The sequence below is a fragment of the Actinomycetospora sp. TBRC 11914 genome (assembly GCF_012933465.1).
In the GTDB taxonomy this organism is placed as follows: Bacteria; Actinomycetota; Actinomycetes; order Mycobacteriales; family Pseudonocardiaceae; genus Actinomycetospora.
The window spans coordinates 80,383-93,505 of sequence record NZ_JABBND010000023.1; the positions used below are offsets into that span (position 1 = coordinate 80,383).

Sequence of the window (13,123 nt, forward strand, 5' to 3'; positions counted from 1 at the left end):
CCCATCGCCATCCGGGGGCCGACGTGGCCCCGGACGATCTGCCCACTCCAGCGATCGGAACACCGCGTGCCGTGCACCGTGCCGCGGACCGCTGGCGTGTGCCGGATCGGGCGAACCCGTACGGAGGACATGGCGCGAGCCATCTGCCTGAGCGGTACGGTGACCCCTCCGGGCCACCCACTGCGGTGGCACGGCGGACCGAGGTGGACCTCCGGGTCACACCGCCGCGCGTAACGCCGGGGCCACGGGGAGCGATGACGGAAGCAGGGAACGACCTCGAGAGGCTGGTGGCCGCCGCCAACGACGGCGACCGCTCTTCTCTCAATCGTGTCCTCGCGATCATCCGTCCGCTCGTCGTGCGCTACTGCCGCGCGAGGATCGGCCGGCAGGAACGGTCGTCGGTCTCGGCCGACGACGTGGCCCAGGAGGTGTGCCTCGCCGTGCTGACCGCACTGCCCGGCTACCGCGACCAGGGCCGTCCGTTCCTCGCCTTCGTCTACGGCATCGCGGCGCACAAGGTGGTCGACGCCCATCGTTCGGTGGCGCGGAACCGATCGGAACCCGTCTTCGAGCTGCCCGAAGAGCTCGATCCCCACGACGGCCCAGAGCAGCGTGCACTGAACGGCGCGCTCTCGGTCCAAATGGGTCAATTGCTCGACACACTGCCACCCAAACAGCGGGAAATCCTGGTGCTGCGTGTCGTCGTTGGGCTCTCGGCGGAGGAGACCGCGGTAGCGGTCGAATCCACACCCGGCGCGGTCCGGGTGGCACAGCACCGCGCACTGTCGAAGCTGCGGACCGCCGTGTCCGCGATCTCGGAAGAGGTGAGTTAGGTGGGTGGTCACCGCGCTTTCGGTGCTGGTGACGATCTCGTCGACGGCCCGGTGGACCTCGCTGCCGTGCGCGCCGACGACGCCCTGCTCGATGCCATCGCCGGCGGGGCGGTCACCGGTGGTCTCGGACGGGACGAGGACGTCTTCGGACGCCCGGGCCAGGACGACGACCATCTCGCAGCCATCCTCGCGGCCTGGAAGGCCGACATCGAGGCCGATCCGATGCCCGAGCTCGTGTCCCTCGAGGAGGCCGCCGAGGCCGTCGAGGCCGGGCACGAGGCACGCGACCGGAGGGCGAGCCGAGCCCGGCGCCGTATGCCGTTCGCCGTAGCCGCGGCGGCCATCGCCGTAGCGCTGGCAGGCCTGACGGTCGCCGTCCACTCGGCGCAACCGGGCGACGCGATGTTCGGCCTGACGAAGGTGTTCTTCTCGCAGCAGGCCAGCAACGCGACGAAGGCCCAGGAGGCCCGCAACACGATCGTCGCGGCCAACAACGCGATCCGGTCCGGGGACAAGGCCACCGCGCAGTCGCTCCTCCAGAGTGCGGCCGGCCAGATCCAGGCGGCGCAGCCCGAGGACCAGCCGGCGCTGCAGCAGCAGCGCGAGGACGCGCTCAAGTCGCTGGAGCCGCAGACGCCGGCGTCGACGAGCCCGTCGTCCGCGGAGCCGACCCCCGGCAACAGCACGACCGAGGGCACCGCGCCGTCGCGGGACCGGCGACACCGGCAGCAGCCGCCGCCGCCCGCCAAGGACGGTGCCTCGCAGCAGGCTCCGGCTTCGCAGACGCCGGACCCGGCCACCTCGCAGAGCGAGCAGAGCCGGTCGGCCGGTACGCCGGGCGACCCCGGTGCGGGCGGCAACCCTCCGCCGCCCCCGACGACGACGGTCGCACCCTCCAACTAGGGCACACAGACAGCGGGCCCGGTTCCCCTCGGGGAGCCGGGCCCGTCGTCGTCCGCGGGTGTGGAGGAGCGGCTACTGCTCGGCGAGCGTCGCGTCCGCGAACCCGCGGCAGTACTCCCACGTCACGTAGGAGGCCGGGTCCGGGTCGAACGGGGGCTCGTGGGGGCGCATGTGCCCCTCCTCGAGGAGCTGCTGCAGGCTCGCGCGGAGCAGGTCCCAGTCGTGGAAATGCTGCTCGTCACAGTCCTCGCAGTCCACGACGACACCCCGGATGCCCCGGGGTGCGAGCAGGGCCTGGAAGACCGCGAGGTCCCCGAGGTCGGCGACGACCTCGTCGCGCTCCTCCTCGTCCAGCGGCAGGTCCTCCTGGGATGCGACGTCGGCGAGGTCGCCGAGCGCGTCGAGCATCCGGGAGGGGTCCGACGGGTCGCCCGCGAACGGGTCCGGCGGCAGGGCTTCGTACGGCACGCCCCCGAACCTACCGGTCGCGCGCCGCGACCCGGCGGGCCCCCGACACGCCTCGACGTGCGGAGATCGCCCCGCGCCGGCCGCTGCGACGGGGATCACTGTCGGCACGCGACTAGCATCGGGGGCATGGTGCTGACGGACCCCGGCGTACCGGAGAAGTACGGCCTGCTCGGCCTGACGTTCGACGACGTCCTCCTCTTGCCCGCCGAGTCGGACGTGGTGCCGTCGGACGCGGACACGTCCGCCCGCCTCTCGCGCAACGTCACGCTGCGGATCCCGCTGGTCAGCTCGGCGATGGACACCGTCACCGAGGCGCGCATGGCGATCGCGATGGCCCGTCACGGCGGCATGGGCGTGCTGCACCGCAACCTCCCCGCGGAGGAACAGGCCGCCCAGGCCGAGGTCGTGAAGCGCTCCGAGGCCGGCATGGTGACCGACCCGGTCACGTGCTCGCCCGACGACACCCTCGCCGACGTCGACGCGCTCTGCGCCCGCTTCCGGATCTCCGGCCTGCCGGTGACCGACCCGGCCGGACGCCTCGTGGGCATCATCACCAACCGCGACATGCGCTTCGAGGTGGACCACACCCGCAAGGTCCGCGAGGTGATGACGTCGACCGACCTCGTCACCGCCCAGGTCGGGGTCACCGCCGAGGCCGCGCTCGGGCTGCTGCGCCGCCGCAAGGTGGAGAAGCTCCCCCTCGTCGACGGCGCCGGCATCCTGCGCGGGCTCATCACGGTCAAGGACTTCGTCAAGACCGAGCAGTACCCGATGGCCACCAAGGACCCCGACGGGCGGCTGCTGTGCGGCGCCGCGGTCGGCGTGGGTGACGACGCCTGGACCCGCGCGATGTCGCTGTCCGACGCCGGCGTCGACGTCCTCGTCGTCGACACCGCGCACGGCCACTCCCGGGCCGTCACCGCGATGGTCGCGAAGCTCAAGCAGGAGCTGGGCGACCGGGTCGACGTCGTCGGGGGCAACGTCGCGACCCGCGCCGGGGCGCAGGCCCTCGTGGACGCCGGGGCCGACGGCGTGAAGGTGGGCGTCGGCCCGGGGTCGATCTGCACCACCCGCATCATCGCCGGGGTCGGGGTCCCGCAGATCACGGCGATCGCCGAGGCGGCGTCGGTGGCGACGCCGGCCGGGGTGCCGGTCATCGGCGACGGCGGCCTGCAGTCCTCGGGCGACATCGCCAAGGCGATCGCGGCCGGCGCCTCGACGGTGATGCTGGGCTCGCTGCTGGCGGGCACCGCCGAGACCCCGGGCGAGCTCGTGCTCGTCGACGGCAAGCAGTTCAAGACCTACCGCGGGATGGGCTCGCTCGGCGCGATGCAGACCCGCGGGCAGCAGGGCTCGTACTCGAAGGACCGCTACTTCCAGGACGACGTGCTCTCCGACGACAAGCTCGTCCCCGAGGGCGTCGAGGGGCGCGTACCCTTCCGAGGCCCGCTCGCGCAGGTCACCCACCAGCTGGTCGGGGGTCTGCGGGCGGCGATGGGGTACACGGGTTCCCGGACGACGGCCGAGCTGCAGTCCGCGCACATGGTGCGCATCACCGCGGCCGGCCTCGCCGAGTCCCACCCCCACCACGTGACGATGACGGCGGTCGCCCCGAACTACGGCGGTCGCTGACCGCGGACCCCATCGGGGCCACAGGAAGGGCACCATGCGCGAGCAGGTCGAGATCGGCCGGGGCCGCAGCGCCCACCGCAGCTACACCTTCGACGACCTCGACATCGTCCCCTCGCGGCGCACGCGGTCGTCGTCGGCGGTGTCCACCGCCTGGCAGCTCGACGCGTACCGCTTCGAGCTGCCGCTGCTCACGCACCCGACCGACGCCGTCGTCTCCCCGACCACCGCGGTGCGCGTCGGGGAGCTCGGCGGGCTCGGCGTGCTCAACGCCGAGGGGCTGTGGGCGCGCCATGCCGAGCCGGACAAGGCCCTGGCGGAGATCGCGGAGCGGGCGGGCGCCGATCCCGCCGGCGCGCTCGGCGAGCTCCAGCGCCTGCACGCGGCGCCGGTCCAGCCCGACCTGCTCACCGAGGCCCTCGAGCGGGTGCGCGGCGCCGGGGTCACCCTCGCCGCCCGCGTGAGCCCCCAGCACGCCCGGGAGCTGAGCCCGACCTTCCTCGCGGCCGGCGTCGAGATCCTCGTGGTGCAGGGCACGATCATCTCGGCCGAGCACGTGGGCGACGACGAGGGCCAGCCGCCGCTGGACCTCGAGGACTTCATCGAGTCGCTGGACATCCCCGTCGTGGCCGGCGGGGTCGGCGACTACCGCACGGCGATGCACCTGATGCGCACCGGCGCCGCCGGCGTGATCGTGGGCTACGGGCAGTCGGCCTCGACGTCGACCGACGACGTGCTCGGCATCGGGGTCCCGATGGCCACCGCGCTCGTCGACGCCGCCGCCGCCCGCCGCGACTACCTCGACGAGACCGGCGGGCGCTACGTCCACGTCATCGCCGACGGCGGGATGGCGACGTCGGGCGACATGGCCAAGGCCATCGCCTGCGGCGCCGACGCGGTGATGCTCGGCGAGCAGCTCGCGGGCGCCGACGAGGCCCCGGGCGGCGGCTGGTACTGGACGGCCGCGGCGGCCCACCCCAACCTGCCCCGCTCCGGCGTCGTGGGCGTGCCCCAGCACGGTGTGGACCTCGCCGCCGTGCTCCGGGGCCCGGCGCCGCGCGCGGACGGCACGGTCAACCTGTTCGGGGCGCTGCGCCGGGCGATGGCCAAGACCGGCTACTCCGACCTCAAGGAGTTCCAGCGGGTCGGCCTGTCGGTTCGCCGCTGAGCCCGGCCCGTCCTCGATTCGAGCGAAGGGCACCATCGCTCGGATAGAGAGGCGAGGGGCGCCCACGGCCGGAACGCCACGCGCGCCGTCGAGATGAGCGAAGGGCACCATCGCTCGGGTAGATCGACCGAGGGTGCCCTTCGCTCAGAACCCACTCACCCGCAGCGCGCCCGCAACGTCGCCACCCCCGGCCCCGCGAGGTCGTCGCAGCAGGCCGCCCGGCCGGCCATGGCCGTCAGCAGCGCGAGGGTCGGGCCGGTGACGAGCGGGGCGTCGTCGTCCCCCGTGGTGAACGGCCCGTCGTCGGCGACGAGGCGCAGCCCGGCGGCATTGCTGCGGCTGGGCACGGCGAAGTCCCGCGAGGCGTAGAACTCCGCGACGGTCGTCGCGACCGCCACCGGCGTCGTCGTCGGGAGGCCGAGGGGACGACGGACGTCGACGCCGTGCACCACGACCTCGCCGAGCCACGCCCGCGCGTCCCCCATCGGCGCGACCGTCGAGTCGATCTTCGAGTGCAGGATGGCGAGCGTCTCCGCCGGCGTCCCGCCGAGCTGCTCGTCGAGGCGCCGGCGGTTGTGCAGCGCGAAGTCGAAGCGCGCCCCGACCGCCGAGCGGATCCAGCGCAGCCGTCCGGTGCTCGCGGTCGCGGACAGGTGGGCGACGGTCTCCTCGACGGTCCACTCGGGGCAGAGCGAGCGGGTGGCCCACTGCTGCGGGGTGAGGTCGGCGAGGTCGGCGACGAGCGCGGCCCGCTCGGCGTGGACGGCGGGCCAGGGGGCGGTGGTCACGGTGCTCATGGTCATGGGACCGCCGCCGGGCGCAGGACTCATCGGGCACGATGGAGGGGTGACCAGCAGTGGGGAGCACCCGGTCCTCGTCGTCGACTACGGCGCGCAGTACGCCCAGCTCATCGCGCGGCGGGTCCGCGAGGCGTCCGTCTACTCCGAGGTCGTGCCGCACACGACCTCGGTGGACGACATGCTCGCCAAGGACCCGGCGGCGATCGTGCTCTCCGGCGGCCCCGCGTCGGTGTACGAGGAGGGCGCCCCGAGCATCGACCCGGCGCTCTTCGAGACCGGCGTGCCGGTGTTCGGCATCTGCTACGGCTTCCAGCTGATGGCCTCCGCGCTGGGCGGCACCGTCGCGCACACCGGGGACCGGGAGTACGGCCGCACCGACCTGCACGTCACCGACCCGGGGCGCCTGCACGGCGACCTGCCGGCCGAGCACCCGGTGTGGATGAGCCACGGCGACGGCGTCACCGAGCCACCGGCCGGGTTCACGACGACGGCCTCGTCGTCCGCGGCGCCCGTGGCCGCGTTCGAGGACGTCGACCGGCGGCTGGCCGGGGTGCAGTACCACCCCGAGGTCGGGCACTCCCCGCACGGCCAGCTCGTCCTCGAGCGGTTCCTGCGCGACGTCGCCGGCATCACCGCCGACTGGACGCCCGCCAACATCGTCGACGAGACGGTCGAGGCGATCCGGGCGCAGGTCGGCCCCGAGGGGCGGGCGATCTGCGGCCTGTCCGGCGGGGTGGACTCGGCGGTCGCGGCGGCGCTCGTGCAGCGGGCGATCGGGGACCGGCTCACCTGCGTGTTCGTCGATCACGGGCTGCTGCGTGAGGGCGAGCGCGGCCAGGTGGAGCGGGACTTCGTGGCCGCGACCGGGGTCGACCTGGTGACCGTCGACGCCGCCGGGATCTTCCTGCGGGAGCTCGCCGACGTCGTCGACCCCGAGGAGAAGCGCAAGATCATCGGCCGGGAGTTCATCCGGTCCTTCGAGGGCGCGGCCCGCGACATCGCCAGCGGCGAGGGCGTCGAGTTCCTCGTCCAGGGCACCCTCTACCCGGACGTCGTCGAGTCCGGCGGCGGCTCGGGCTCGGCGAACATCAAGTCCCACCACAACGTCGGCGGGCTCCCCGAGGACCTGCAGTTCTCGCTGGTCGAGCCGCTGCGCTCGCTGTTCAAGGACGAGGTCCGCGCGGTCGGCACCGAGCTGGGCCTGCCGGAGTCGATCGTGGCGCGCCAGCCCTTCCCCGGGCCCGGGCTCGCCATCCGGATCATCGGGGCGGTCGACGGCGACCGGCTGGCCACGCTGCGCCGCGCCGACGCCATCGCCCGCGAGGAGCTCTCCGCCGCCGGGCTCGACCGCACCATCTGGCAGTGCCCCGTGGTGCTGCTCGCCGACGTCCGGTCGGTCGGGGTGCAGGGCGACGGCCGCACCTACGGTCACCCGGTGGTCCTGCGGCCCGTGTCCAGCGAGGACGCCATGACCGCCGACTGGACCCGCGTCCCGTACGAGACCCTCGAGCGCATCTCCACGCGCATCACCAACGAGTGCGCCGAGATCAACCGCGTGGTGCTGGACGTGACGAGCAAGCCGCCGGGGACCATCGAATGGGAGTGACGACGCAGCGAGGCTGATGTCGCCCCGTCGCTCGGCGACCACTCCGTAGTCGATCGGGTACTGCTCGCGTTGGTGCTGGACACGGGCCGGTGATCCGTTGTGCGCTGCTCCCCGTGGACGGACGTCGAGGCGCCCCGCCCCGCCGCCCGTTCGTGGGCCGCCGGGCCGAGCTGGCGGTGATCGACGCCGCCGTCGCGGGCGCGCGGCGGGGCGAGCCCGGGATCGTCTGGATCGCGGGGGCGGCCGGGATGGGCAAGTCCGCCCTGCTCGCGGGCGCCATCGCCCGCGCCGGCCGGGTGGGTCTGCTGAGCGCGACGGGCGACGAGGCCGAGTCGGCGCTGCCCTACGGCCTGGTGGACCAGCTGGCCGCGGCCCTGCCGGCCGACCTGCTCGCCCAGTACCCCCTCGCCGGTCCCGGGCGGCCCCGGGGCGCGGACCCCATGGTGGTGGGTGCGGACCTGCTGGCGGCGCTGGGGGCCGTGCCCGGCGACGACCCGGTGCTGGTCGTCCTCGACGACGTGCAGTGGGCCGACGAGCTCTCGGTCCGCGCGCTGGTGTTCGTCCTGCGGCGCCTGCGCCACGACCGCGTCGCGGTGCTGCTCGGCGCCCGGACCCCCGCCCCCGCGTTCCTCGCAGGCGACGACGAGCCCGACCCCCGGTGGGAGCGCGTGCTCGGCGCGGTGGGTGGGGCGCGCCGGCTCCCGCTGGCCGGTCTGGAGCCCGCCGAGCTCTCCGAGCTCGCCGCGGTGATGGGCCGGCCGCTGCGCTCGACGGGCGCGGCGCAGCGTCTCTGGGCCGGCACCCACGGCCACCCGCTGCACGCCCGCACGCTGCTCGAGGACCTCTCCCCGGAGGCACTGGACGCGACCGACGTCCTGCCCGCCCCGCGCTCGCTGGCCGCGGTCGTCCTCGTGCGGCTCGCCCGCGCGGGCGCCGCGACGCAGGCCCTCGTCGTCGCGGCCGCCGTGCTCGGCGACCCGTGCTCGCTGGCCGACGCGGCCGCCCTCGCGGAGGCGGCCGGGCTCGGTGGGGTCGACGACCCGGGGGCGGCGCTCGACGAGGCCGTCGCGCTGGGGCTGCTCACCGAGCGCGGCGATCGGCCGGTCGGTGGGATCGGGTTCGTCCACCCGCTGCTCCGCGCGGCGGTCCACGGTGACCAGCCGCCCGCGCGGCGCCGCGCCCTGCACCGGGCCGCCGCCGCGCGGGTCCGGGGCCGGGCCGCCCTGGAGCACCGGATCGCCGCCGCCTCCGGGCCCGACCCGGAGCTCGCCGCCGACCTGGAGCGGTTCGCCGCGGACCTCCCGGCGGGGACGTCCCCGCTCGACGTCGCCGAGCTGCTGCGCGCCGCCGCCGAGCTCACCGTCGACCCCGACGACCGCGAGCACCGGCTGTTCCGCGCGGTCGAGGTCCTGCTCGCCGAGGGCGAGATCGCGCGCGCGGCGGCGCTGGAGGACGACCTCGCCGCGACCCGGCCCGGCGCGGCCCGCGACGGCCTCCTCGGGCGGCTCGCGCTGCTGGCCGGGCGCCTGGGCCGCGCGCGCCCGCTGCTCGCCGCGGCCGCCGGGGGCGACGAGCCGGTGTCCCGCGCGATCGCGACGGCCGACCTCGCGCTGCTCACGGTGCTCGAGGGACGCCCCGCGGAGGCGGTGGAGCTGGCGTCGGGCTGCTTCGCCGACCCCGACGCCGGCCCGCTCGTGCGCCGGCCCGCGGGTCTCGCGCTCATCCTCGGACTGGTCGCGCAGGGGCGGAGCGACCACGCGCGGGCCGCCCTGGACGTCGCCGCCGGGCCGCCCGGGGCCCGGACCCCGCTCCACGCCGACACCCTCGTCGTCCGCGGGGTGCTCGCCGCGGCCGTCGACGACGACGACGGCGCGGAGGCTGCCCTCACCGAGGCGCTGCGGCTGGCCCGCACCGGGGAGGCGGTGCGCACCGCCACCCTCGCCTCGGCCTACCTCGCGCTGGTCCGTGACCGCGCGGGGCGGGCGCCCGGGCTCGACGCCGTGGAGCTCGCCGTCGCGGGGGCGCGCGACGCCGGGCGCGGGTTCGCGGAGATGATCGCCCGCGGGTACGCCGCGCAGCTCCACGCCGTGCGGGGGCACACCGACGAGGCCCGCGCCCACCTGGCGGTGGTGGCGGCCGCGGGCGCGGCCTGGTGGGCCTCGACGATCGTGACCGCGCCCGCCGAGGCGCTCCTGGCCCTCGTCGAGGACGACGCGGCCGGCATGCTGCGGGCCCTGGAACCGGTGCTGCGCCCCGAGGTGCTCGCCCTGGCCGACGCGATCGGCGCGCTCGGACCGCGGGCGCTGCACGGGGAGGCGCTGCTGCGGGCGGGGCGGGTCGCGGAGGCCCGTGACGCGTCCGCGGCCCTCGACGCCCGCCTGGGCGACCGTCCCCCGGGGCACACGAGCCTCGACGCCGCGCGGCTGCGGGGCCTGCTCGCCGAGGCGGCGGGCGACCCGGCCGCGGCCCGCGCGGCCTTCGAGGCCGGTCTGGCGGCGGCCGCGTGGGGCGGGGGCGCCGCACCGCTCGCGCGCGCCCGGCTCGAGATCGAGCTCGGCCGCCGCCTGGTCACGGCGGGGGAGCGGCGGACCGGGGTCGACCTGCTGCGCGCGGCGCGCGACCGGCTGGCCGCGCTGGGAGCGGCGCCGTTCCTCGCCGACTGCGAGGAGCTCCTGCACGCGGCCGGCCTCACGCCCTCCCCGGAGGAGGCGCTCGGCCTGACCGCGCACGAGGACGCCGTGGTCGCCCTCGTGGTGCGGGGGCTGACCAACCGCGAGGTCGCCCAGGAGCTCTTCGTCTCCCCGCGCACCGTCGCCTACCACCTCTCCAACGTCTACGCCAAGCTCGGCGTCACCTCCCGGGCCGAGCTGCGGGAGCGGGCAGCGGTCCCGGTGCGCTGACCGCGGACGCCGCGCAGCGGCGCCGTCACCCACGGTCGACTGGAAGGTCGACTGTAAGGGGTGACCGGGGTGATCAGGACCGTCCCCACCGCATCCTCGACGTCACACGGTGACGAACCTGGGGAGGTGGGCTCGACCATGCGGGTCACACTCGACCTGGTCCGCGCCCGAGACGGCCGGCTGGAGGGCACGGCGGTCGCGGACGGCGGCGCCGAGCACCCGTTCTCGGGGACCCTCGAGCTGCTGCGGGTGCTCGAGGACCTCGGCGACCCCGAGCCCGGGCCCGAGCCGACGGGGAGCCCCCGGTGAGGCCGGAGGCCCGGCTCGCGGCCGGCTCCGGCTTCCTCTTCGTGGTCCTCTTCGTGGCCGCGCTCGTCATGCTCCGGCGGGCCCCGCACCTCGACGACCCCGACGCCACCTTCACCGCCTTCTACGCCCACGGCGGCGACACGCTGCTCGTCGCGATCGGGCTCTACCTGGTGCCGCTGGCAGGGATCGCGTTCCTCTGGCACATGACCGCGACCCGCTCGCTGCTCGACACGCTCACCCCGCGCCCGTCCAGCATGGCCCACGGCCTCAACCTGCTCGCCGGCACGGTCTTCGTGACGATGCTGTTCGCCGGCACCGCCGCGCTCGGCGCGGTGGCGTTCTCGGTCTCGCGCGGCGGCCCGGCGTCGATCGACCCCGACACCGCCCGGGCCCTGACGGCGGTCGGCTACGGGCTGGTGTTCGTCTTCGCGGTCCGCGGCGCCGGGATGTTCGTGCTCACGACGACGACGCTGCTCCGCAACGGCGGCGTGCTGACCATGCCGTGGGCCGTCGTCGGCTGGCTGCTGGGCGCGTTCCTCCTGGTCAGCGTCACCAACAACCCCGGCGCCCTGCTCGTCCTGCCGCTGTGGGTCGTGCTCATCGGCTGTATCGCCCTGCTGCGCTTCCGCGCGCCCACCACCCCCGCCACCCCGACCGACCCGGCAGCCGCCGTCGAGCCCTCTGCCGTCGAGCCCCCTGCCGTCGAACGCTGAAGGAGCGTCCCCGTGGCCTCATCGATCCCCGACCGTCCCGAGGGCGCCCGCCCGATCCCGGGCCCCAAGCCGTACCCGGTGATCGGCAACCTGCTCGACATGCCGGCCGGCAGGACGATGCAGCAGCTGCTGGTGCTGTCCAAGCAGTACGGGCCGATGTTCGTGCTGCACGCCTCCGACGGGCCCCGGTACATCGCCTCCGGCCTGGAGATGATCGACGACCTCTGCGACGACTCCCGGTTCGTCAAGTACGTCGGTGCCGGGCAGCGCGAACTGCGCAAGTTCCAGGAGTCCGCGGGGCTCTTCACCGCCGACTCCGACGACCCGCTGTGGAAGAGCGCGCACGAGATCCTGCTGCCCGCGTTCTCGCAGCGCGCCATCCGCGCCTACGTGCCGATGATGGTCGACATCGCCGAGCAGCTGCTGCTCAAGTGGGAGCGGCTCAACCCGGGCGAGGCGGTCGACGTGACCGCCGACATGACCCGGCTGACGCTGGACACGATCGCGCTGTGCGGCTTCGGGTACCGGTTCAACTCGTTCTACCGCGACACCCAGCACCCGTTCGTCGACGCCATGATGGGCGCCCTGAGCGAGAGCCAGGCCCGGCAGCGGATCCCCCCGGCGCTGACGAAGCTCCGTCCCGGCGCCGACCGCAAGCTCCACGCGGACATGGGCTACATGCAGGACACCGTCCAGAAGATCCTCGACGAGCGCCGCGCCTCCGGGGACCCGGGCGAGGACCTGCTCGGGCACATGCTCGTCGGGACCGACAAGGACGGGAAGCCGCTCCCGGACCACAACATCGTCTCGCAGTGCATCACGTTCCTCATCGCCGGCCACGAGACCACGAGCGGCCTGCTCTCCTTCGCGATCTCCTACCTGCTCAAGGCGCCCGAGGTGGTGGCGCGGGCGCAGGCCGAGGTCGACGAGGTGCTCGGTACCGACCTGTCGGTGGCGCCGACGGCGCCCCAGATCGGGAAGCTGACCTACGTCACCCAGATTCTCGAGGAGACGCTGCGGCTGTGGCCGACGGCGCCGGCGTTCACGCGACAGCCGCTCGAGGACACCACCGTCGGCGGGTACGAGTTCCGGGCCGGGACCCCGATCGTCGCGGCCTCGCTCGTGCTGCACCGCAACACCGACGTCTGGGGCGCCGACGCCTGGGACTTCAACCCGGACCACTTCGACCCCGCGCGGCGGGGTGACCGGCCGCCGAACGCCTACAAGCCCTTCGGCTCCGGGGTCCGGGCCTGCATCGGGCGCCAGTTCGCGCTGCAGGAGGCGATCCTCGTGCTCGCGATGGTCCTGCAGCGCTTCGACTTCGTCGACTACGCGGACTACCAGCTCAAGATCAAGGAGAGCCTGACGATCAAGCCCGACGGGCTCTCGATCCAGGTGCGCCCGCGTCCGGGCCGGACGCACGGGGCGATCAGCACGGCGCCGGCGGCCACGCCCGTGGAGGAGCCGACGGCGGCCGCTCCGGCACCGGTCGTCGGGAACCGGCACGGCACCCCGTTGCTGGTGTTGTTCGGGTCGAATCTGGGGGCGGCGGAGGATCTGGCGACCCGGATCGCTCGGGATGGGACGGATCGGGGGTGGGCGACGACGGTGGCGCCGCTCGATGACCGGGTGGGCGCGGTGCGGATGGGCGAGGCGTCGCCGTCGCGGGCGGATCTGCCGACCGATGGGGCGGTGGTGGTGGTGACCGCCTCCTACAACGGGATGCCGCCGGACAACGCGGCCGGGTTCTGTGACTGGCTGCGCGGGGACACCGCGTCGGCGGCCGGGGTGCGT

The 13,123-nt window shown here is 74.9% G+C and carries 11 protein-coding genes; 9 read left to right on the forward strand and 2 right to left on the reverse strand.

What is annotated here, in order from left to right:
* The first annotated feature begins 254 nt into the window (after positions 1-254).
* The gene (locus HH311_RS27160; protein WP_169186840.1) at positions 255-833 is read left to right on the forward strand and encodes a sigma-70 family RNA polymerase sigma factor; all 579 of its coding nucleotides are present in this window, start codon (positions 255-257) and stop codon (positions 831-833) included.
* Positions 834-884: 51 nt separating this feature from the next.
* Positions 885-1,736: an anti-sigma-D factor RsdA gene (locus HH311_RS27165; RefSeq protein ID WP_169186841.1), complete on the forward strand. Its 852-nt coding sequence runs from the start codon at positions 885-887 to the stop codon at positions 1,734-1,736.
* Between the two features lie 72 nt (positions 1,737-1,808).
* Here HH311_RS27165 and HH311_RS27170 read toward each other — a convergent pair whose 3' ends face one another.
* The gene (locus tag HH311_RS27170; RefSeq protein ID WP_169186842.1) at positions 1,809-2,204 is read right to left on the reverse strand and encodes a DUF5319 domain-containing protein; all 396 of its coding nucleotides are present in this window, start codon (positions 2,202-2,204) and stop codon (positions 1,809-1,811) included.
* A 126-nt stretch (positions 2,205-2,330) separates the two neighbouring features.
* Here HH311_RS27170 and guaB point away from each other — a divergent pair, with 126 nt between their 5' ends.
* Both guaB and HH311_RS27180 read left to right on the forward strand, forming a co-directional pair.
* A complete protein-coding gene (guaB, locus tag HH311_RS27175; RefSeq protein WP_169186843.1) occupies positions 2,331-3,836 on the forward strand; it encodes an IMP dehydrogenase in 1,506 nt (501 codons plus the stop codon).
* A 34-nt stretch (positions 3,837-3,870) separates the two neighbouring features.
* Positions 3,871-5,001: a GuaB3 family IMP dehydrogenase-related protein gene (locus HH311_RS27180; RefSeq protein ID WP_169186844.1), complete on the forward strand. Its 1,131-nt coding sequence runs from the start codon at positions 3,871-3,873 to the stop codon at positions 4,999-5,001.
* A 155-nt stretch (positions 5,002-5,156) separates the two neighbouring features.
* Here the strand turns inward: HH311_RS27180 and HH311_RS27185 are convergent, their stop codons facing one another.
* On the reverse strand, positions 5,157-5,789 hold the full coding sequence (locus HH311_RS27185; RefSeq protein WP_312030436.1) for a maleylpyruvate isomerase family mycothiol-dependent enzyme: 633 nt from the start codon (positions 5,787-5,789) through the stop codon (positions 5,157-5,159).
* Positions 5,790-5,802: 13 nt separating this feature from the next.
* Between HH311_RS27185 and guaA the strand changes: the two genes are divergently transcribed.
* The 5 genes from guaA to HH311_RS27210 all read left to right on the forward strand — a co-directional run.
* Positions 5,803-7,407, forward strand: coding sequence for a glutamine-hydrolyzing GMP synthase (guaA, locus tag HH311_RS27190; protein ID WP_211190876.1), 1,605 nt, complete (start codon positions 5,803-5,805; stop codon positions 7,405-7,407).
* Positions 7,408-7,520: 113 nt separating this feature from the next.
* Positions 7,521-10,307, forward strand: coding sequence for an AAA family ATPase (locus tag HH311_RS27195; RefSeq protein WP_169186847.1), 2,787 nt, complete (start codon positions 7,521-7,523; stop codon positions 10,305-10,307).
* 138 nt (positions 10,308-10,445) lie between these two features.
* Positions 10,446-10,616 carry a hypothetical protein gene (locus HH311_RS27200; protein WP_169186848.1) on the forward strand — a complete coding sequence of 57 codons (171 nt, stop codon included), beginning with the start codon at positions 10,446-10,448 and terminating at the stop codon, positions 10,614-10,616.
* Entirely contained in the window at positions 10,613-11,329 is a 717-nt protein-coding gene (locus tag HH311_RS27205) for a hypothetical protein (RefSeq protein ID WP_169186849.1), read from the forward strand. The genes HH311_RS27200 and HH311_RS27205 overlap by 4 nt, the downstream gene beginning before the upstream one ends.
* Positions 11,330-11,341: 12 nt before the next feature.
* Positions 11,342-13,123 (forward strand): cytochrome P450 (locus HH311_RS27210; RefSeq protein WP_169186850.1); only part of this gene is annotated, 1,782 nt, incomplete at its 3' end.